The organism is Ktedonobacterales bacterium (assembly GCA_036557285.1).
Classification (GTDB): domain Bacteria; phylum Chloroflexota; class Ktedonobacteria; order Ktedonobacterales; family DATBGS01; genus DATBHW01.
The window spans coordinates 1-21431 of the sequence record DATBHW010000022.1 but is presented as its reverse complement, the minus strand read 5'-3'; the positions used below and the strand labels follow the sequence as shown (position 1 = coordinate 21431).

The following is a 21431-nucleotide window of genomic DNA, read 5'->3' as shown; positions in this document are numbered from 1 at the left end:
CCTGCTCCGCTAGCCCTCGACGATTCGGCCATCCTGAATAACCAGAACGCGATCAACAGCCTCTACAATCGTCACGTCATGAGTGGCGACGAGCAAACCGATCTGCTGCTCGTGGGCGGTGCGGCGCAGGAGGGCGGCGATAGTGCGCCCGGTCATCGAGTCGAGGTTGCCGGTGGGTTCATCGGCGACGATGAAGCTGGGTTTATGCACCAGGGCGCGCGCCAGGGCCACGCGCTGCTGCTCACCTCCCGAAAGCTCCAGGCCGCGATGATGGGCGCGCGGAGTCAATCCGACGAGTTCAAGCGCCTCGCGGGCCTGCTTGTCGCGTTGGTCCGAAGGGACCAACGCCAGGCGCAGCGGTATCTCAACATTTTCTTGCGCTGTCAGCGAGGGAAACAGGTGAGCATTCTGGAACATCATGCCGATCTTGTCGCGGCGCAATTTTGCGCGGGCCACTTCACCCAGCTTACCGAGGTCTTTGTCCAGAACCAGTACCTGCCCCTCTGTCGGATCATCCAATCCGGCCAGAATACTGAGCAGCGTCGTCTTGCCCGATCCAGAGCGTCCGCGCAGCGCCACAAGCTCCCCCGGCTGAATGCGCAGGTCTATGCCCCGCAGGGCGTGGACAAGGCCGCTGCCGGTGCGAAATACACGGGTCACACCGCGCGCCTCGGCAATGGTGGTAGTGATTGCTGCTGCTTCCATAATGGCTGGTTACTCCCCTTCTTGTAGATGATCATTGCGCTGCTGAGTTGGCGCCTACCGCTCTTCTTGCTGATGCAGCTACTGCGAATGGCCCTCGCGCTTTGCCTGGGTAGCCGCTGATGGAATGGAGGGGCTGTCTCTACCCGGCAGTTCCGCGCCGGGCGGCCAGAGTTCCACATGGTCGCCCACAATGCGGACAAGCGCGCGCCCGTTGAAGGGGAGGGTGTCAATCGCTTCTTTGGGAAGCTGAAGCCGACCGACGCGATCAATCAGGATGGATTCCACATGGGTCTCGCCGGGCAGGCCAATAATCGTGCTGCCATTAGCGAAGTGAAAACTCGTGTCAGTGAGCGGAGCCTCGCGGCGAACGGTTTCGGTGCTGGTGCGCCCGTCGCGGATGGCAATGGTGCGATCTGCTGCGGCGGCAATGGCTACGTCATGGGTGACGATGATGATCGTCAGGTCGAGTTCCTGGTTCAGTTTGTGCAGCAGGGTCATCACTTCGCTGGCGGTGACGGAATCGAGTTCGCCGGTTGGCTCATCAGCCAGCAGGAGTGTAGGCTCGTTGGCAAGCGCGACCGCAATGGCGACGCGCTGCTGCTCTCCGCCGGAGAGTTGATCGGGCTTTTTCTTGCCCATGCCGCCCAGACCCACTAACTCCAGTAATTCTTGCGCCCGGAGCGAGCGCCGCGCCTGGCTGACGCCGACCAGCACCTGTGGTAGTTCGATATTGGCGGCGGCAGTCAATTCAGGCAGCAGATTGCGCCCGCTCTGTTGCCAGATGTGGCCCACAACGAACTGGCGGTACTTGACACGCTCTGCTTCGCTCAGGTGTGTGAGCGCGCGTCCGGCAACGACACAGGCTCCGGCGGTGGGGCTGTCCAGCCCGCCTAGAATATTGAGCAGCGTACTTTTGCCAGAGCCGGATGCGCCAACAATTGCCAGCATTTCTCCTGCTGCGACTTCCAGGTCCAGTCCTTGCAACGCCACGACTTCGAGATCGGCCACCTTATAAATCCTGACCAGATTTTCACAGATGACCAGCGGTTTCGACATAGCAGCTTCCTCGTTTACCTTCATGTTAATCCTCATTGAGACGGAGTGTCTGGCTGATCGATGGCTTCGAGACGATGCGCGCCATCATCCCCAGGGCAGTAATGCACAGCAGAACCAGCAAAGCCAGCGCGATGATAAGGGACGGAGGAATCACCATCTGGACGGGCAGTACCCGCTGGATGACGTAAAACTCACCACTGGTGATCCCCAACGCTTGCGTTGCGCTGGTGAAAACCAGCGCGGGGATGGCCGTCACTGCTAGCAAGGCGCCAAAAATGACACCAAGACCTATTGCTATACTATATACGACACTTTGCTCACACAGCAGTACCCTGGCAACCTGGCCCGGCGTGCTTCCCAGCGCGCGGAGCAAGGCAAAGTTCATCAGACGGTTCCTGGCGCTGAGCCAGGAGCTAATCAGATTACCCACCAGAGCCAGCAGCAGAGCGATGGCTGCGCCCAGCGCCAGATCACCGATGAGATTGACATAGAGCGGGTCGCTTTGTGACCGGGCAATCATCGCTCGCCGGTCATAGAACGGAACAAGCGCCAGCGGGCCACTGCTCAAGGCGCGGCGCACGCTGGCAAGCATGGCCGGTTCATCCGAGGTTCGCAGCCAGACCTCGTTCCGCTGAATAGGCGAATCGGTGGCTCTTCCAAAGATGGTAGCAAAGGTCTGGTAATCAATCAAGATACCGCCAGGCGGGCTGTAATCGCCAGTGCCGCCGGAAACCAGGCTATCGTTGACGGTGGGAATGTGCTGCACTTCTTCAATGGCGATAAATGGGAGAAACGCCCCTGAGTTAGAGAGCGCCAGGGAAAACGTAGCCCCTTTGGAAAGATCAAGCGCATTCCAGGCAAGGGCATCAACAATAGCCGGAATCTGTGACCCGCCGGACGCGCTTTGTCTGGCAAGTTCCTGCATAAGGGCGGGAAGCGGTTGGGAAGCGTCCTGATCGGTCCAGATGGCTGTCCGGGCATAGGTACTGGTATCCACCGCGCGGATTTCGAGCGCGATGCTCTGATTGTTGCCTTCGGGGACAGCCTGGGTGCTGTAGCCCAGGGCAGCGGAAAGTACGCCTGGAATACGGCGATACGCGGCTGTTTGCTGCGCCAGGGGAGGTTGCTCAAAGATGCCGGGGGGAATGGTCCCGCTAAAGTCAGCGCCCACCTGATAGGCGCTGACTTTGCGGGCTTGCTGCGCTTGAGTAGCCTGAAAGACCAGCGTGAAAACGCCGAAACCGCTCGCCAGCGCCAGCAGCAAGATCATGCGCGTGGCCTGGCGGGGAGCGCGCGCCATCTGGGCTATCGCCAGCAGCATTGGCGCACCCGGACGCCTGGCGCTAAGCCAGGCTCCTAGCTGTAAGAGCAGGGGAAAGAGGCGCAGGAACAGCAGAATGCCCGCAACTATGAGCAGCATCGGCGCGACCAGCGCCAGCGGAGTAGAGATCAGCAGATTGGTTCGCGCGTCCAGCGCCCCGGTATGGGTAACATAGAGCGAGAGGCCAAAGCCGGTCAGGGCGATAATGACGAAGAACACGTCAAGGTTGAGACGACGCCAGAGCGGGTGTCGCGTGGAGCGGGCAGCTTCGCGGCGCAGGGCCAGCACATCCTGGCTGGTTGAACCACGCACCGAAAGAATCATAGCGATAACGGCACAGGCTGCCGCCGCCAGGGCAAACCAGCGCAGCGTGAGCGCGATCTGCAAGGGGCTGCCATCGATCACATTAAGCGCATTCTGATCGGCTGGAGCCAGCAAGCGCAGCCCAAGAATGCGCGCCAGGGGAATGGCGAGCAGCGGCCCAACAGCCAGGGCAATCAAGCCCAAGCCGATGCTCTGAGTGACAAACGAGCCGAAAATGTGATGGCGGCTGGCCCCCCGGCTCCGCAGAAGCGCGATGACCCCAGCCTGGCGATCAATGATGAGATCAGCAATCATGCTGGCGAAGAAGAGGGTCAGCGCCAGCACTTGAATCAGGAGGATGTCGGCGGGAATGCTGGCAACAGCAGCGCGATCACGATAGCGTTCAAGGGTGCTGGGCGCGCCGTATAACTCCAGCGGCGGGCCAAAGAGCTGCGGATCAGAAAAGTAAGGCGTTTGTCCATAGTCGTGGACGATTTGCGTCTGCGCCGAAAAGAGCCGGGCAATGAGGTCGTCAAGGGTACCCATTGAGATGCGGTTCACATCTAACGTGTAATACCAATCGAGAAATGGCTGCTGGTTCGGGACGAAATACACCACCCCATCATCCTCATGGGCATGTCCAATCGTGGTGAGCAGGGCCAGATACGTATCGGTAGACATCAGGGCTTTATAGCTGATAAATGTCCCCAACGGGGATGGGTCGAAGTCGTATCCCTGCCAGAAAGGGTCATCACGCTCTGGCGCGAAAATACCTACCACGCGCAGCTGGAGCGTCTGGGTGGCTACCTGCAAGTGCGACACCTGGCGCAGATAAAAGGAGAAGGAGAGAGGGATTGTCGCGCCAACGCTGACGCGCAGCGCGTCGGCGGTTTTCTGGGTGATGACGCCCTCAAGTTCAGCGCCTCTCTGCTCAGGCAGCCGCCCCTGGAGCAGTTCGGCGTGAGCCGCAGCCTGCTGCATATCAAAGCCCAGCAGCGCCATTTGATTACCACTCTCGCCTGGGTCGGAAGAAATGATGTCTATCCCCTGAGTCTGAAGAATAAACTCCGGGCGCTTTTTGATCGCGGTTCCCAGGTGTTCTTGCATGAAGGATCGGAGCGGCTGATCGATCTCTTCGGCAAAGACCTGTTGATTGAGGCTAATCGCTTGGGTCGAAAGAATGGCTTCTGAATCCTGGGGAGTGGCGTTGAGGACGGCACGCAATCCGGCAGTCAGCGAGACTCGTGAGAAAAGGGGGACTGCGCAAACAAGCACGACCGCCACCATCACGCCCAGAGTCGCCACCAGGAGCAAGCGCCAGGTTTCACGCACACGCCAGAAGGCTAAAGTCACCATTGGAGGAATAACGGCGCCTCTTTCGCGTCGGGGCAGCGTTACTGTTGGGCGCGGCTTTGTAAGCACGTCTGGCTCAAGCTCCCTTCCAGTTGGCCGGTACAGTAGGGAGATATACAGCGCGTAGCGCCGTTGAAAAGAGGGTGGCTTCGGCTTGTAACCGGTTCCGTAACCGATTTTGACATCGGTTGCTCCTAAGTATACTGCTGAGGCGCTGTTTTGTCAACCTACCATACGAGCGGTGATAATGGAGGATCAGAAATCATCTCGCGCGCCGTCCTGAGCGGCGCGACGCCGCAGGCGCTGCGCTTTGATGTCACCGCGCAGACACCACCGGCAGAGGCAGGGTTTGCGCTGATGCGAGTGAGGAAAATATCGCCAGCCCAGTCCTTGGGGAACCGCGCGCACTCGATGCAACTCCGCCCGCCCAATGGAGCGCGGCACAATCACCTCAAACCCTTCAGGGTCAGGCGACTCGGTAATGACCTTGATAGCTGCGCCAGCACTGATATACTGATGGGGCTGATTATAGCGGCCAACCTCGACTGGCTCATCCGGTGAGAGAGAAAAATAGATCGCCACCATAGTGCGCTGCCCACTCCGCTTGAGTTCGCGCACCCATTGATGGGAGATGTAATAATTGGGCAGGACTGGCATACAGAAGACTCCCCGGCCTTTTTTCTTGATGCCAGAGCGTCTGATGCGATTCACCTGCCCGGCTGAGGTAAGATGCACAAACAGTGACATGATCGTTCGCTCCTGCCCAAGATGAACCCTTAAACGCCAGCTATGCCAGGCGTCGCCAGAGCCGTTGCGCGCGAGACGGTGCGCGTCAGCCAGACCTGTCTGCCTTCACTCCGTAGCGCCTGATAGACTGGCCGGGCCTCCTCCAGCGAGTGAAACAACGCGAAAAGCGTGGGGCCGCTCCCGCTCATCCGCGTCAGGGATGCCCCCGCCTGTATCAAAGCGGCGCGGCCCTCAGATACAGCGGGATATTCCTGGCAGACACGCGCCTCCAACGCATTGACCAACCTGTCCAGCGGCAGCGGAGCGCCTGCACCTAGAGCCTCGACCAGCTTCTTTGTCGCCTGCCCATCGGTATACGCATCGGGTGTCAGCACCCGAAACACCGCCGGAGTCGAGACAGCGACAGGAGGCTTGAGCAGCACGGCCCACATACCGGGGAGATCGGGCAGAGGCGTCACATGCTCGCCGCGACCCTCCACCAGCGCAGTACCCCCCAGCACAAAAAAAGGCACATCCGACCCCAGGCCCGCCGCCAGTTCCAGCAGGCGCGCCTGGCTCAAACCCAACGACCACCAGGCGTTCAGCGCCAGCAAGACGCTGGCGGCATCGCTGCTGCCGCCGCCCAGGCCCCCCTGCGTCGGCGTCTGTTTCTGCAATTCGATGCGCGCCCCGCGCTGGCAGCCCGTCGCCTCGCGCAGCGCCTGAACCGCGCGACACACCAGATTATCTGGCCCATTCAAGGCTGGCGCATCGCAAAAAAACGCTGTCGCGCCATCGGCCAGCGCCCGAAACGCCAGCGTATCCGCCAGCGCGACCGTCTGCATCACCGACGCCAGTTCATGATAGCCATCCGCCCGCCGACCCAGCACATCCAGCGTCAGATTGATTTTGGCATACGCTCGCGCAAAGAACCATCCTTCTGTGCGCATCGCATTCATGGCGCAAAAGCCCTCAGCTAGAAACCCCAATTGTTGAAACGATAGAAACCCCAGGCTTATAATACACAATACCCTACCGGGCCGAATGCGCGTTAATCTCCGCATGCGAAAGGATAACACAGAGCCGATGTCCACATCTCAGCCAACTACTGCTCAGCTACGAGTCATGGTTATTATGGCCCATCCCGACGACGCCGAGTTTACCTGCGGGGGGACCGTTGCCAGCTACACCGCCGCAGGCGCGCGAGCCGAGTACGTGCTGGCAACCAGCGGCAACCGGGGCAGCCACGAGCCGGGCATGACGCCAGAAAAACTGGCCGCCATCCGCGAAGCAGAACAACGCGCCGCTGCCGAAGTCCTGGGAGTCGCCGAAGTCACCTTCCTCCGCTATAACGACGGCGAGGTCGAGCCTTCCATCGCCCTGCGCCGCGAACTGGCGCTCGTGCTGCGCAAGGGCCGACCTGATATTGTGCTGACCTTTGACCCCTGGCAGCACTATCAGGTCCACCCCGATCATCGCGCCATTGGACAATCAACCCTCGACGCCATCGCCGATGCCCGCATGCCTATGTATTATCCCGAACAAATCAGCGGCGACGTGCGCGACCATCGCGTGCTCGACGTGTATTTCTTCGCCACCGATCACCCCAACCACTGGGTAGACATCACCGAAACGATAGACAAAAAAATCGCCGCGCTGCGCTGTCATGTCAGTCAGGTTGGCGACCGTGATATGGACCCATTCATGCGCGCGCGGGGACGCGCTGTTGGTCAGGAACGTGGGATGCTCTATGCCGAGGCGTTCAGACACCTGCCCATGATTCATCCAACCATCCCCGGCCCGCGCTAAGCGGGTTCCGGGCAGCCAGATCAGCAGCAGATATGGGCCTGGAGGGGAAACCTTCTCCTCTCCGGGTCTGCTGGCGCTTTATGTCCTCAAAAACAACGTTCCAACACAGCGAGCAGTCACCCTGCGGGCAATCTACTGAGCTTTCCTGTCTGCCCTCGCGCCAGATAGACTGGCACGCGCTGCTCGGTCTGATCCATCTTTTCTAAGAATGTCTGGCTGATGTCTATACCAAGCTTCGATGAGAGCGCCAGCAGGTAATACAAGACATCAGCAATCTCATAGCCTATCGCGCGTCGTTTCCGCGCGTCGTCTAGCTCACGCTCAATCTCCTCATCATCCTTGAAGTGAAAATGCTCAGCGATTTCCGCAACCTCTATCTCCAACCCCATCGTCAAGTCTTTGGGCTGTAATCGCCCGTTCCATTCGCGTTCTTCTACAAATTGTTCAACCACGCCCTTGAGGTATTGTACCGTTGTGAGTTCATCGGACATACCAGATCCCCCGATCTCAGTGTCGGAAAAAGATTAGAACAGGTGTTCACCGCTCTACTATAAATGATAACATGACTCGCCCGCTTGTGCAAGTGCTTTTTCCACACGATTTTTTACACCGTTTGGGCTTGCTGTTGTCTTTCCCCCACCACTGATGATGGTATAATATGAGCCTGTGCTATCAGATAGCACAATCTGCCGGGCCAGATGGAGGGTATGAGCAATGTTTGAAAGTTTGACCACGCGGCTCGATGCCGTGTTTGAGCGCCTGCGCGGCAAGGGTCGGCTCAGCGAAAATGATGTCAACGAGGCTATGCGCGAGGTGCGCCAGGCGCTCCTCGAAGCCGATGTCAGCTTCAAAGTGGTCAAGCAGTTTGTCGCTCGCGTGCAGGAGCGCGCCATTGGCAGCGAAGTGCTGGAAAGCCTGTCTCCGGCCCAGCAGGTCATTAAAATTGTTCACGAGCAGCTCGTTGAAATGCTCGGCGGCACAGACGGCAAAACGAAACTGAATTATGCGGGTACACCGCCCACCATCATCATGCTGGTGGGTCTTCAGGGTTCCGGCAAAACCACCACCGTCGCCAAGCTCGCCAATTATCTGCGCAAGCAAGGCCAGCATCCCTTGATGGTTGCCGCCGACATGCAGCGTCCCGCTGCTGTGCTGCAACTTCAGCAGCTTGGCAAGCAACTGAATCTACCAGTCTATGCTGAAGAACCCGGCGCCAGGCCGCCCGACATCTGCGTGCGCGCCATCAAATACGCGCGCGAGAACGGTGCTACCACCGCCATTCTCGATACCGCTGGCCGTCTGCACATTGACAGCGAACTCATGCAAGAGGTCGCCACCATCCGCGAGCGCGTTCACCCGCAAGAGGTGCTGCTCATCGCCGACGCCATGACCGGCCAGGATGCAGTGCGCGTCGCCGACGATTTCAACAAGGCTGTTGGGCTGACCGGGCTGATTATGACTAAAATGGACGGTGACGCGCGCGGCGGCGCGTCCTTGTCCATCCGCGAAGTGACTGGCGTCCCGATCAAATTCCTGGCGACCGGCGAAAAAGCGGATGCGCTGGAAGCCTTCTATCCCGACCGGCTGGCCTCGCGTATTCTAGGCATGGGCGATGTTCTGACCCTGATCGAACGCGCGCAGGAGCAGATCGACCAGAAGCAGGCTCAGAAACTCGAAAAGAAACTGCGCGAAGCCTCATTTGATCTGGAAGATTTTCTCCAGCAGATGCGCCATCTACGCAAGATGGGGCCGCTCACCCAGCTTCTGGATATGCTCCCCGGCTTCAACAAGATCGCAGGATCAGAGATCGGCAAAGCACTCCAGAACGAAGACCAGATTAAGCCCATCGAGGCGATGATCCTCTCGATGACCTTGCAGGAGCGTCGGCATCCAGAAATTATCAACGGCAGCCGCAAGCGGCGCATAGCCAGAGGCAGCGGCAAGACGGTTCAGGATGTCAACCAGCTTCTAAAGAGCTTCGAGCAGATTCGCCAGATGATGAAGCAAGTGGCCGCCATGCAGAAAGGCGGCAGGGGCCGCCAGAACCTCTTTGGCGGAGGGCGCGGCTTCCCCTTTAGTTTGTAGCGCGCTAAAGAGCCAGCCCGCGCTGAAGGTTAGTGGCAGCCGCAGTTTCCGCCGCAGCCGCAGTTTCCGCCGCCAGCATCGGCATCGCCCCAATCGCTGTCACTTCCAAAATCATTCCCGGCGCTATCGCCTTTACGTGTTCTGGCGACCACCGAAAGCATCCGGCGCACGCGAGGGCTATGGCACTCCTGGCAGATGATGCCAGCATCAGCATGCTGGTAGCTCGTCAGCAGCTCAAAATGTGCGCTACAATCATGGCAATAATACTCATAGAGAGGCATTGGTCCTCTACCTACCTTTCTTCGCTGTGCTGCGCAGGGCGCCATCACTCATCTGTCGGCGGACAGACCAGACCAACCAGCAAAAGAGATATACTGGTGGGAAATAACCGCCCTCATGCAGATGCTATCATGCTATGAGCAACGTTGCAAGGGGAGAGCAAGGAGATGGAGATACGTTTTACAGACCTGCGGCGATTAATCGAACTCTGGACAGCCTGGTACTGCATCGGCGTTGATGGCTGGCTGGCAAGTGACGAAAGCACCCATACCTGTTCGCTGGACCTGCCAAACCCGACTGACGCCAGGGGCAGCGCCAGCCCTCACCCCCCTTATCCACCAGACCCGGCGCTGGATGCGCTCTTCTTGCGCGCCCTCAACGAGAGCGGCCTGCAATGCAACCGTCTGGGCAGCATCAGCTTTAGCCGCGCCAGTACCGGTGCGGAGATTGCCAACGCTGGCAGGCCGGTCGTCGCGCTGCTGGAAAGAGAGCAATCGTTCTTTTCCGGCAAGCGCCTGAGCATGTTCAGCGAACTGCGCCGCGACTACGGCGATTTTGGCAGCCACACCCTGGCGCTGGACCTCGCCGTCAAGAATGGGCGCGTTATGATTTATCACGCCTCGTTAGAGATGAACAATCGGCGGCGCGGCCTCAAACTTGAACTCTGGGAACCCCTTACCAATGCGCTTGCCGCTTACGAAGAGCTTTTTGAGCAGGGGGCTGCCCTGGGGTACAGCTTCAGCGATCATCCGGCTGGCCTGACAGATACCAATGAAGAGCCTGTGGATATATCGGACGAAGAGCGCGAAATGGGGGATGAAGAGTCTATGAGCGTGGAAGAAAACGAGCAGGCTTTACAAGAACGATCTGCGCAGCAGCGGTCTGCTGGTCTGCCATTTCCGTGTCTCAGCCAGGCCGAGGCTACTCATCTTGCCCGCCTCTCTAATCACGTTGCGCCCATGCGCCAGGCCGCTGCCGATGGCGCCATCCTGATCTCCACCCATCCCCTGCGCGAACTGGCTGCGCTCATCACCTTTTCCCGCTTCTGCGAGCCGCTTGGCGTGATGCAGCGCGTCTAAGGTCAGCGCCGAAATAAGAAAAGACTCACCCGAACAGCGGGTAGTCTTCTATCAGATGTCTGAAGCGAGAAAAACGCGCCTGAGCGCAGAGGTGCGCAAGGAACTGAGAGCGTTGGCTGCTCTCAGTTCTTAACAGCGGCCCTCAGTTCTTACACGGCGTAGACTTTTCAACGACCCGTTCGCCCACCAACTGCTCAATTTCGCGTAGACGCCGCTCAGCTACCTCAACATTCTCAAGAGCCTGGGCTAAAATGCGTTCTTCAAGGCACTCATAGGAGTCTTCAATATCCGGGTCGATCTTGCCGCCCACTAATTGGAGCGCGCGCTCAATCTTTGCGTCTAACACGAGTGCTGCCATCGTTTCCTCCCCCCAAGCAGTGAAATGGGATCTCGATGTTCACGATAACCAGAGATGGGTTTACCTGTCTTTATCAAGGGCCGCGTAAAACCCCTCGCTTTAGCTGTGAGGGAGAAGCGGCCTTGACACGCTGAAGCAAACGTGCGATACTGTCGCTAACGTGTTGCGCACGGACAACAGAATAGTGTTTGCGCGTTCCAAGGTAAGCTCCCTTGGGTAAAAGCACGAGCGCGTTGCGCGGACGCCATTCAATACCATTGGTTTCTTTGAGGTCACACTCGCCAGTGGTGAATGCAGCCACGTTACCGGGCCTGGAAGAGGCCCACGACTCTACGGGGTCGTAGAAGCCCCTGGCTTTAGCTATAGGGTACTTCACCCACACTTACGGGTCAGATGGCCCGCAGGTTGCACACTCGTCGCGCCTGCATCTTCCCTGACGCCCAACAGCGCATCATCTCCTCTAAACCAGTAATGCAAGGCACATGCCATGATGGCCGTCGTGTTAGTAGAAACGTTTCAAGCCCTCAGAAATAACGTCCAGTTTGCCTGGTACTATGCCACCTGATTCCTGATGGGGCAGCGCGCTCATGCTCAATGGCTGCTGCCCCTCTCACCGCAAAACAGCCTACGCTGTCACTGTCACCGTCAGATTCATCGTCGTCGGGTGAACTGTACAGGTCACATGATACGTACCAGGGGTCATCCAGGGTGACGTCGTTTTGCTCTCGCCAGCCTGGAAGGACATCCCATTTGTGCCAAAATCTGGCGCACCAGCCTCTAACTTTTTCGCGCCGTCCACCCCGATCACAAGAATATGAGGAGATCCGTTGTTCTTATCATCGGTAAAGGTGATCGTCTCACCTTTCTTGATCGTAATGGTATTCCCGGAAGTGTAGGTCGTTGCCCCCATCGTGACCGTGTTGCCCCCCGATCCGGTTGGGGCGCTTTGCACCTGGCAGCCTGCCAGTAATCCCAGCAGCACTGCCAGGGAGAACACCGCTACAAGTTTCTTCACCATAAGCCCATCCTTTTAACGTTTCGCTGCAAGAAAATGTTCAATTCTAATATGCACAAATAGCCAGCAAGATCAGGAAAGCCGACTACACAAAGGGATACTATCATCTTCTGACAGAGAAGCAGCGGGAAGACTATCGCTTCACGCCGCCTATTCTGCCATCAATAGTATACAAAACAAAAGCAACCTTCATCATCAGGTACTAACCGGATTTCAAGTCAGGTGAATACCTGACCACTGCGCCGACTTTCAGGAATGAGACGAACATGCTACAATAGCTCAGCAGAGCATTGAGACACCGACATTCCTACAACAATTCTAGAGGAAGGATTATCATGGCTGCCCGACACCTGTTGGAGTATAGCATCGTCTCCGCCCATACAATGCCTCCGACACGTCAACAGGTAGAGCGCGCCCTGGAAGCAGCAGGTTTAGGAAGGGTTGATCTCTGGGAGCCGAGCGGCCCCGGTGACCCACCAGGCATGCTGGCGCGGTTTCTGGCCCACGAACGGGACGGAGTCGCCACCGCCAGAGTAGAAATCAGCTTCCAGGGTGAGCGCGTTGTCGGGGAAGTGAATCGCGCGATGTTCCTGGTGCTGGCGCGCAGCCTGGGCAGGACCGACGCGCGCATTCTGAAAACCGGCCAGCTCTCTCTGGAAGTCGAGGTCAACGTCAAAGATACGGCTCATCTCACTTACCTGAATTGGACCATCTGGCTCATTGATGTCCTGCTCAATATCACCGAGGGGGTCGTTATCGATCCGGCGGCGCAATGCTGCCGGGGCCGCGCCGAATGGGAAAAATGCGCCGGTCCTTTTGACATTTCGCGCCATGTCGCCCTGCATGTCACCGAATGGGACCGTGAAACACGCTGGGTTCACTCTCACGGCATGGAAAAGTTCGCCCAACCTGATCTGGAACTGGTAGAAGTCCCTCCTTCCCTGGTCCACGAAGCCATTCTGCTGGTCAATCAAATCGCCGCTTCGCTGGCGAAGGGAACCCCACTGCGCGCCGGGCAGACCCTTCCTCTTGGCCCCATTGGCGAAGCGCGGCTCATCACCAGCGTCAGCCCTGAAGACCACCAGGGACCGTTTGGCCGCCTGCGCCTGGTCGAAGTGGGGCGCCAGGGCAGCCTGCGCGCCAATCAGGCCACAACGCTCCTTGGCGCCGGGGCTTATCTGGAGGGATGCCATCTTGCCGAAACAGGGCAGGTCGAAGAGGCGCTTGCCTGCTTTGACCGCGTCCTGGCCGCCGACCCCAACGCAGAAGCTGCGCTTGGCGCTAAAGCCTCGACACTCCTGGTAGCCCAGCGCCCAGAGGAAGCAGCGAAAGTGGCAGAACACCTGCAAAGCCTGAGCCAGACGAACCCTGATGGCCCCTACATTGCCGGTCAGGCGTTCGTGGCTCTTGGCCGCTATAATGAAGCGGCTCTCCATTTCACCGCAGCAATCCAACGCAACTCCGACGATCCCGGCCTCTTTCAAGCGCGCGCGCGCTGCTATCTGGCGCTGGGCCGCCACCAGGAGGCGGCTGCCGACCAGGGCCGCGCGGCCTTCCTGGCGTTGGAGCCACGCTGAGGCGCTTCAAGAGCTTACTCCTGGTACAAGAGTCCCCCATGAACTCATCTGGACACCCTTTCCGGGTCGTCATGCGTCTTATCACTATGAAAGGCGCTAGACGACAGCGCCTATCCCCTCAGTTGCTCAAGTGAGGAGTTGGATGCGCACAGGCCGAGTTGGCAGCAGATGGCAGCAGGCATCTGGCTGGTTTATCATCTTCTCGATCACCAGCACAGCCGTAATGATCGGCCTGCTGCCAGCCCCCACAGCGCACGCCCTGGGGGCAGCGGCCAATCTCCCCAGCGCGCACCCGGCCCTTCGTCCGGCCAGCGCGCACCCGGCCCTTCGTCCGGCCAGCACGCCCGTGTCTCCTCCCCCCACCACCATTACCCCCACGCCCAATCAAGGACCAGTGGGAACACTGGTCACGCTCCAGGGAACAGGCTGGTCGGCAGGAAGCCAGGTTCTCATTTCATACGACAACGATCCTGGCTGCGCTAGCCCAAACCTCACCGAACTCTCCCCTGACCCCAAGCCAACCGTGAGTGACGCAGGGACATTCAGCGTTCGCTTTTCCTGGCCTGCGGTTTCTGCGACAGGTTTCTGGTACATCTGCGCCGCTACCAGCGATGCGACCGCCAGTGGCGCCGCAGTGTTCACGGTCCTTTCTCTTTCGGCTCCATCGCTGACCATCCTCACCAAAGGCCCCTTCTTGCCCGGCCATAGGATCACGGTTCAGGGGAAAAACTGGTTTCCTGGCGGCTGGAGTATCTCTTTCGCGCTTCAGCAGGTGCGCAGCACTGGCTCATTTTTTCTCGAAGAAAGCGTCATATCGCGCTTCAACGGAACGTTTGATCCTACCAGCATCACCATCCCGCCCTATCTGCCACCAGGCAGCTATTTCCTGATCGCCACTATGGAGCAGCAGGCGCTTGTAGCGCGATCTGGCCCCATCACCATTGCCGCCACGCCAACGCCAACACCAACCGCCACGCCCAGCCCCAGCCCCACTCCGCTCATCACCCTGACCCCTACCCCGACCATCAGCCTCCCCCAGCCCCCGTCCACACCCCATCGGCTCAGCGGACCCTTGCTGGCGCTGGTCATCATCAGCGGCGGCATGACGCTCTTCTTTGCCCTGATCGGAACGGCGCTCTTCATCTATCTGCGACGCAGCCGCCCTGTCCCTTCAACCGCATTGGCCTTGGAGCGACGCGACGAAACCAGGCAGATATAGACAACAGGAATGGCGAGTTACTGACCGCCAACCCATTCGTGTATGGTAATAGAGGAGTCGAACGGTATGTATTCCTCGTAGTAGCTGAGGAAAGATCATGGAACGTGGATTCTTGCAACGGCGATGCTGGTGGTTCTTCTCTCTCTTTTGCCTGGGCATGCTGCTCTTTCTGAGCGCCTGCGGTTCGGTGAGTCCCGTCGGCCAGCAAGCGCAGCAGTATAAAGCCGCGCTGGATAAAGAGCTGGCTCACGCGCTCCAGATTGGCGTGCCTCAGACCATGCTGACGCCAATCCAGCAGCAGGAAAAGCGCATGGCGCAGGGCGCCACGCCAACGGGACTCTTCGGCGATACCACTCCCGATAGCGCCTATAAAAATGCCAGCGTCAGCTATCAACTGCTGCTGGCGGAAACCCTGAATGTAGAGATTCAGGCGACACAACTCACGCAGCATGATACAGAGGTTGGCATTGGCAATTTCGCCGATGCGCTGCAATTGCGCCAGAACGAACAATATCCCCAGGTCGCCGTTTTTCAACAGCGGCTAACCCAGGCTGAAACCAACTATAGCCAGGCGCAAATACCCAATGAATACACCAAAATTAGCGCCTTCGTCAGCACCCAGTCACAGGCTCTTTATTTGCTGGGTACAACCAGGGATCAGCTTGATCAACTCAAAAGCGTGCTGGCCCAGATGAAAAAAGCTGGCCTGAATACCGCCCTCGGCCAACAAGAATATCAGGACGATCTGGATAACTTCCAACTATCTAACCAACCCGATCAGTTGACCAAACTTCAGGGCATCGTGAATACACAGATTCAGCAACTCGTGGCCGACCAGACCGCCGCGATCCCCTATGTGGGCGCCGCGATGCTTCAGAGCTTTCAAGACCTCATCGATCAGGCCAAAAAATATGGCGAAAATGTCACCCAGTTTCAACAGCAGCACGACCAGGATATGTCTGATCTAGAGGACGCCCACTCGCTTCAGCAGTACCTCCAGCTTTCCGCGCGGATTCAGTCACAGAGCGCCTCCATGAACTTCATCCTGGTGCGCGGCAAAGCGCGCTATGACCTGAAAGCTCTCAAAACCCTGATCGGGAAGACAAAATACGACAACGACTATGAGTACCTGAATGGTACCGACGCCTATAACGACGAGGCGGCCCGTCTCACATACGCCAGAACCGTGAGCGATTATCAGCAGATTGACAATCAGCTTACCATCCTGCTCAACAATATTAATGCTTTGCTCACCAACCTGAAAGACCCCAACTACAATAACCACGATCAGCCCCATCAGGTTGATATGCAGCTCATGCAGCAGTACCACCTGACCAAAGGCAAGGTCATGATCGTCTCGCTTACCGAACAAACCGCGCGCGAATATGAAAACGGCAAGCTTGTTCACTGGAACTACGTTGTCACTGGCCGACGGGAACTCCCTTCACCACCAGGACTCTGGCCGATCATCTTCAAAGAAAGCCACATCATCTTCAAGTCTAGTGAACCCAAAGACTCTGCATTCTGGTATCCCGACACACCGATCAACTACGCGGCGGAATTCCACGTTGGCGGCTTCTTCTTTCACGACGCCACCTGGCGCGCGCAGTTTGGGCCTGGTACCAACCTGCCGCATGCCGACTATAGTTCAGGGGATTTTTCCAGCAACGGCACGCATGGCTGCATCAATTTACGGCTTTCCCAGGCGCAGTGGCTCTATGGCTGGCTTCAAGTCGGTACGCCAACCATCATCTTCTAACCTGGCGCCAACGCCCTCACAACAAGAGGCAGGCTCCTTGAACAGGAACCTGCCCCTCGATCATATCCCCGGCCTCTTCCTGGCCTACCAGTAGCGTTCTTCTTTCCAGGGATCGGCGCGATTATGATAGCCGCGTACCTCCCAGAAGCCCGGCTTATCCTTCGCCAGAAACTCCAGGCCATCCAGCCACTTCGCGCTCTTATACGCATAGAGCTTCGGCACAATCAGCCGTACCGGCCCGCCATGCTCTGAAGGCAGATCAGCGCCATCGTGCTTGAGCGCAATCAAAACATCATCATCATTGAGATCGGCCAGCGGCAGATTGGTGGTATAGCCAGTCCAGGAATGCACGCTCACAAAGCTGGCCTCTGGTTTGGGCCTGGCCCGCTCCAGAATGGTACGAATATGGACACCTTCCCAGGTATTATCGTAGCGGCTCCAGGTCGTCACGCAATGAAAATCTGCCGTCAGCGTGACGCGCGGCAGCGCGAGAAATTCATCCCAACTCAGCGTGAAAGGCTCCTCTACCAGCCCTGTCACCGTAAACTGCCATTTTTCCGGGTGAAATTTCGGTGTTGATTCGTAGCTTAGCACCGGCCATTTCTTCGTCAGATATTGCCCTGGCGGAAGACGTGGGTGTTCTGCATCCTCGCCCTCCTGCCCCTCTGGCGCGCCTTTGCGGGTCAACAATTTCGACAAATCCATCAGCAACCTCCTGGTCAGCTACCTCACAAGTGCTGTCAGTAGCCTCTATCGCTCACGCCTGGCGTTCGGCCTTCACCAGCGCATGAGTCCTGTTTATCTATTTCTTAGTCTTTTTCACCCTCAAAATGTTACGGCCCTGCGGGGAACGCAAAAAGCGACGGGAATAGCCCTGGGGCAAGGCTTTGCAAACTCGTCCCCGACAAGCGCCAGAAGCAGCGCATACCTCTCAAATTATAGCGCGGAGCGTCACAGCCGGTCAAGGAGCAAGCCACCGCTTTTCTATAGCAAAGAGACAGGCGGGCAATGAGTAAGCGCCTTTTGACCAATTTCTCTCCATGCGCCCGTTCGACTGCTAAAGAGGCATGCTTTTTGCGGCCAACTTCTGGCGAGTTCAGTAACATTCCAGGGGCATTAAGCGTTTACAATAGTAGAGCTTGATAGGCTGCTCTATCCCTATTTCTCCAGCGCGGCGATCTCATCACTTAGCCAGAACCAGTCACAGGATACGCGCATCAGGTCTGACCCCTGGCCTATCGGCGGAAATCTGGGCGCGATCTTATCTAAGACGCCCGTTTCTATACCTATCTGCTATCTCTGGCAAATATCTATTGCTTACTTAACCAAGGAGGCGTATGATGGAGAGCGCCACCACCAATCCATTCCCATTCTCACCGCCGCCTGAAGGGCCGCTTCCAACGACGATCAATGTCTTCCCATCGCAGCACCTTGATCAACTTCCTGTTGCCGCCTTGCTGGCCTTTGTTCCCCGCCTGCGAACCACCCATCGTGTATTGAACGGAAACGTGGGAGCGGGGGTCGCTACCGGACGCACTCACTACCGGCTCAGGCTGGGAGCAGGGCAAACCCTCTATATCTCCGATAACCTGCTTGATCTGGTGCGTTTGATTGATGGCCGCCGGAGCATCCAGGCCCTGAGCGACACGCTGGCAGAGGAGCAGGGGCGGCCTGTCCACCCCGCCGAGATCGTCTATCTACTGCGACGCCAGCTTGTACCCGGTGGACTGGTGGAACTTTCATTGCCGCTGGCCCTCCCTGAACCTAAGTCAGCCAAACATGCGGCTGATTCAGCCGAGACCGCCCTTGTTCCACACAGCGCCGGCGTGGCAGTGGCGCTGTCATCGAATGGAACCTCTGTCGGCGCTGCCTTCCAGCCCCGTCGTGTGACGACTCGGCCACTGACCGCAGAGGATGAGGCGCAGTGGATACCGCCTGGCCGTCGGGCGGAGCGGCTGCGCGCCACACGCCATCCTCCGCTGCGCCAGCAGCGGCTGCGGCGCGCCTCCTATAGAAACCTGGTCGCCACATTCCTGGTCATCCTGGCAGCAGGCGCAGCGTTTGCTTTTGCCCACTCAGGCTTCAGCCGCGCCAACTTCACGTCTTTCGATCTGGGTACCACACTCTTTGGCGGCCCGACTCCTACTGCTACACTCTCAGCGCATCAACTCACGCCGACCCCAACACCGATACCACAACCGCGACTCTATATCGTGCAGGCTGGCGACACACTTGCCAAGATTGCCGGATATTTCAACGTGACCGAGCAGTCGCTGCTTCTGGTCAATACCATGCAGAGTCCCAATGAACTCAAAGTGGGGCGAGTTCTTATCATTCCAACCGTCTATCACAAGGGCGCGAACCTGGCGAAGCTGGCATATCCTATCTTTTATGTCGTTCAGCAGGGCGACACGCTCTATGACATTGCCCAACGCTTCGGCACAAGCGCAGATGCGCTGATTCGATTCAACCGGATCAGCAATCCATCGCTCATCAAACCAGGCGATTCGCTCGTCATCCCCGCAAAGACGCAGAAATAGCGGGCGCCGACACCCCTTGGAAACCAGACATCGCCAGAAACCGAACAGCGCATCCTGTCAGGGCAACCAGCGAGACAGGGTGCGCTGTTCATTTTCAGAACGCGGCTGAACTTATGAGGCATCCAGTGCTTCGAGCAGCAGCGTTCGCGTCTTCTTGACAGTATAGCGCACATGGCCCAGGCTATTCGGGGTATCGGAAAGCGTCACGATGAAGGCGAAATCGCCGAGCGGGTCAACACTCACCAGCCCACCCTCGTACTCCATCAACGTACCCACCACGCTGCCCCGGCCAATCTCCTGCCCAAGCGCCTCCGCCGTCCCCAGCCCCGAAGACCCCATCGCTCCCAGCGCCTCCAGCTTTTCCAGGCTATCATGGCCCACCCCCTCAATCATCAGCCCATCGCGGCCCACCAGCGCCGCCAGGCGCACGCCAGGAATGGTCAGAAACTTTGAGAGCGTCTCCTTTAACTCACTCATAGCGGTTCCTCTTCTCGTGACAGATACACAGGCACAGCCGTCGCCTGGCGACGGCTGCCCTGGAATCCCCAACCAATTTGCTCTCTCTGGCTTATACGCCCGAATGCTCCAGGCCACGCTTTGTGGACGCTGCATCCACCGGCAGCGGAGAGTGGCCGGGAAAGCCGCCAGGGCTGAGCGCAGGTTTCGGGGTAGGCGCGCCTCATTTTACACTACCGCTCACAGCGGCGCAATCTGAGTAGGAAGAAGGTATACTGCCTGCTGCTTGCTTTTCAGCCACATTGACACCGCCTGCCAAATCGGGTATAGTATGGGATGCCAACTGAATACTAGTGTGTCGCAGGGTGGCTCGTCACGAGCAGAATAGGGAAATCGGTGCAATGCCGATGCGGACGCGCCACTGTAACCGGCCAGCTTTCCTCGTCAACCGCCTCGTCTGGAGACCCCAGCGGGCAAGCCACTGCCATAGCTAGATGGTGGGAAGGCGACGAAGAGCGCGCGAGGAGCCGGAAGCCAGGAGACCTGCCCTGCGGCTCTGCTCGCCATCCTTCGCGCCAGAGGAAAGAGCAAGCGCCAGGCCAGCGTGTCTGGCCCAGTATCCTCTTTTCCAAATTGGATGGAAGAGAGGGTTTTTTATATGCTGGCGCCACACTCACTGCTTGAAGCCAGATGGAGGTGCTTCTATGCAACGGCGCTTTTTCGCCATGATCACCCTGCTGTTTGTGCTGACTGTCCTGCTGACCGCCTGTGGCAGCACAGCATCCAGCCCGCAGACATCCTGCCCAACGCTCAAAGCTCAAGATTTCTTCGGGAACGACATCGCGTTTTCCTGCACCGCGCCCAAGAAGATCGTCACGCTCATCCCTGCCGAAAGCGAGATCGTCGCCGCCCTGGGACTGGACGCGAAGGTCATCGCCGTTGACTACTACACCGACTACCCGGCTGGCCTTGCCAGCAAAGAGAAAATCAGCAACGCTAGCGGCGTCTATAACATCGAGGAGATTGTCGCCCTCAAACCCGATCTGGTTCTGAGCGACAGCGGCATCACCGAAAGAAGCTTCAGCGGCCATGTTGACAGCAAGCTTGTCAGCCTGGGCCTGCATGTCGTTGACCTGCCCTTTACCCACACGCTCAGCGATGTGCTGCATAATATCTCTATCGTCGGCGCGCTTACTTTGACGCAGACTAAAGCCCAGCAAGTGGTAGCGAACCTGCAACAACGCATCAACGCCGTCAAAAATAAGGTGGCAGGCCAATCTCAGCATCCAACCGTCTATCTGGAAGAAGATTACAGCACCCCTGGCTCGCCCTTTACAGTAGGCGCTGGCTCAAAGGAGGATGACCTCATTCAGGAGGCCGGAGGGGTGAATATCTTCGCAGACAATACCACCAACGGCGGGTATCCGCAGGTCAGCGATGAAGCCGTGATTAAAGACAATCCCCAGGTTATCATCCTGGGCGATGGCATCGCCCCGCAGCAAGTCGTCACGCGCACCGGCTGGAGCGTTATTGACGCAGTGCAGCATCAGCGTGTCTACCTCATTGATGTCAACCTGCTCTCGCGGCCTGCCCCGCGCCTTGTGGATGGCTTCGAGGCGCTGGCAAAAGACCTGTATCCCAGCCTGTTCAGTTGACACTCCCCAGCCCTAAAGGCCGGGGATGCTCGGTTCAGCGCCACGCTTCCGTGGAGTGGCTCCCCGACGGGTCTGCCCGACCCGTTGGATGTTCAGGGCGGCGTTGTGGTCCCGGTGCAGGCTCGCCCCACAATCA

General features: G+C 58.2%; 19 protein-coding genes and 1 riboswitch. Of the genes, 8 read left to right on the top strand and 11 right to left on the bottom strand.

Features of this window, described 5'->3' with window-relative positions:
- Window positions 1-9: 9 nt before the first annotated feature.
- From VH599_07590 to ispE, 5 genes are all read right to left on the bottom strand, one after another.
- Window positions 10-705, bottom strand: a complete 696-nt coding sequence (locus VH599_07590) for an ABC transporter ATP-binding protein (GenBank protein HEY7348170.1) — start codon at window positions 703-705, stop codon at window positions 10-12.
- 78 nt (window positions 706-783) lie between these two features.
- Window positions 784-1761: an ABC transporter ATP-binding protein gene (locus VH599_07585; GenBank protein HEY7348169.1), complete on the bottom strand. Its 978-nt coding sequence runs from the start codon at window positions 1759-1761 to the stop codon at window positions 784-786.
- Window positions 1762-1786: 25 nt separating this feature from the next.
- Window positions 1787-4807 (bottom strand): FtsX-like permease family protein, encoded by a 3021-nt coding sequence (locus tag VH599_07580; protein HEY7348168.1) that lies wholly within the window; start codon window positions 4805-4807, stop codon window positions 1787-1789.
- Window positions 4808-4993: 186 nt separating this feature from the next.
- Window positions 4994-5485: a hypothetical protein gene (locus VH599_07575; GenBank protein ID HEY7348167.1), complete on the bottom strand. Its 492-nt coding sequence runs from the start codon at window positions 5483-5485 to the stop codon at window positions 4994-4996.
- Between the two features lie 29 nt (window positions 5486-5514).
- Window positions 5515-6414, bottom strand: a complete 900-nt coding sequence (gene ispE, locus VH599_07570) for a 4-(cytidine 5'-diphospho)-2-C-methyl-D-erythritol kinase (GenBank protein HEY7348166.1) — start codon at window positions 6412-6414, stop codon at window positions 5515-5517.
- Between the two features lie 136 nt (window positions 6415-6550).
- On the opposite strand from ispE, the gene VH599_07565 reads away from it, so the two are divergent.
- Complete coding sequence (locus VH599_07565) at window positions 6551-7273, top strand: PIG-L deacetylase family protein (protein HEY7348165.1); 723 nt, start codon at window positions 6551-6553, stop codon at window positions 7271-7273.
- 116 nt (window positions 7274-7389) lie between these two features.
- On the opposite strand, the gene VH599_07560 is transcribed toward VH599_07565, so the two are convergent.
- Window positions 7390-7764, bottom strand: coding sequence for a nucleotide pyrophosphohydrolase (locus VH599_07560; GenBank protein ID HEY7348164.1), 375 nt, complete (start codon window positions 7762-7764; stop codon window positions 7390-7392).
- Between the two features lie 223 nt (window positions 7765-7987).
- Here VH599_07560 and ffh point away from each other — a divergent pair, with 223 nt between their 5' ends.
- On the top strand, window positions 7988-9358 hold the full coding sequence (gene ffh, locus VH599_07555) for a signal recognition particle protein (protein ID HEY7348163.1): 1371 nt from the start codon (window positions 7988-7990) through the stop codon (window positions 9356-9358).
- Between the two features lie 29 nt (window positions 9359-9387).
- Here the strand turns inward: ffh and VH599_07550 are convergent, their stop codons facing one another.
- The gene (locus VH599_07550; protein HEY7348162.1) at window positions 9388-9639 is read right to left on the bottom strand and encodes a zinc ribbon domain-containing protein; all 252 of its coding nucleotides are present in this window, start codon (window positions 9637-9639) and stop codon (window positions 9388-9390) included.
- 165 nt (window positions 9640-9804) lie between these two features.
- Between VH599_07550 and VH599_07545 the strand changes: the two genes are divergently transcribed.
- A complete protein-coding gene (locus VH599_07545; protein HEY7348161.1) occupies window positions 9805-10716 on the top strand; it encodes a hypothetical protein in 912 nt (303 codons plus the stop codon).
- A 142-nt stretch (window positions 10717-10858) separates the two neighbouring features.
- On the opposite strand, the gene VH599_07540 is transcribed toward VH599_07545, so the two are convergent.
- Entirely contained in the window at window positions 10859-11074 is a 216-nt protein-coding gene (locus tag VH599_07540) for a hypothetical protein (protein ID HEY7348160.1), read from the bottom strand.
- A gap of 625 nt (window positions 11075-11699) precedes the next feature.
- Window positions 11700-12092: a plastocyanin/azurin family copper-binding protein gene (locus tag VH599_07535; protein ID HEY7348159.1), complete on the bottom strand. Its 393-nt coding sequence runs from the start codon at window positions 12090-12092 to the stop codon at window positions 11700-11702.
- A gap of 332 nt (window positions 12093-12424) precedes the next feature.
- Between VH599_07535 and VH599_07530 the strand changes: the two genes are divergently transcribed.
- The 3 genes from VH599_07530 to VH599_07520 all read left to right on the top strand — a co-directional run bounded on the left by VH599_07530 (window position 12425) and on the right by VH599_07520 (window position 16644).
- A complete protein-coding gene (locus tag VH599_07530) occupies window positions 12425-13666 on the top strand; it encodes a tetratricopeptide repeat protein (GenBank protein HEY7348158.1) in 1242 nt (413 codons plus the stop codon).
- Between the two features lie 142 nt (window positions 13667-13808).
- On the top strand, window positions 13809-14885 hold the full coding sequence (locus tag VH599_07525; GenBank protein HEY7348157.1) for a hypothetical protein: 1077 nt from the start codon (window positions 13809-13811) through the stop codon (window positions 14883-14885).
- A 97-nt stretch (window positions 14886-14982) separates the two neighbouring features.
- The gene (locus VH599_07520) at window positions 14983-16644 is read left to right on the top strand and encodes a L,D-transpeptidase family protein (GenBank protein ID HEY7348156.1); all 1662 of its coding nucleotides are present in this window, start codon (window positions 14983-14985) and stop codon (window positions 16642-16644) included.
- A gap of 84 nt (window positions 16645-16728) precedes the next feature.
- Here VH599_07520 and VH599_07515 read toward each other — a convergent pair whose 3' ends face one another.
- Window positions 16729-17349, bottom strand: a complete 621-nt coding sequence (locus tag VH599_07515; protein HEY7348155.1) for a sulfite oxidase-like oxidoreductase — start codon at window positions 17347-17349, stop codon at window positions 16729-16731.
- 632 nt (window positions 17350-17981) lie between these two features.
- On the opposite strand from VH599_07515, the gene VH599_07510 reads away from it, so the two are divergent.
- Window positions 17982-19184: a LysM peptidoglycan-binding domain-containing protein gene (locus VH599_07510; GenBank protein ID HEY7348154.1), complete on the top strand. Its 1203-nt coding sequence runs from the start codon at window positions 17982-17984 to the stop codon at window positions 19182-19184.
- A gap of 111 nt (window positions 19185-19295) precedes the next feature.
- Here VH599_07510 and VH599_07505 read toward each other — a convergent pair whose 3' ends face one another.
- Window positions 19296-19661 carry a roadblock/LC7 domain-containing protein gene (locus VH599_07505; GenBank protein HEY7348153.1) on the bottom strand — a complete coding sequence of 122 codons (366 nt, stop codon included), beginning with the start codon at window positions 19659-19661 and terminating at the stop codon, window positions 19296-19298.
- Between the two features lie 325 nt (window positions 19662-19986).
- Window positions 19987-20206, top strand: a riboswitch (cobalamin riboswitch).
- A gap of 138 nt (window positions 20207-20344) precedes the next feature.
- On the opposite strand from VH599_07505, the gene VH599_07500 reads away from it, so the two are divergent.
- Window positions 20345-21295, top strand: coding sequence for an ABC transporter substrate-binding protein (locus VH599_07500; GenBank protein ID HEY7348152.1), 951 nt, complete (start codon window positions 20345-20347; stop codon window positions 21293-21295).
- Window positions 21296-21431: the final 136 nt, after the last annotated feature.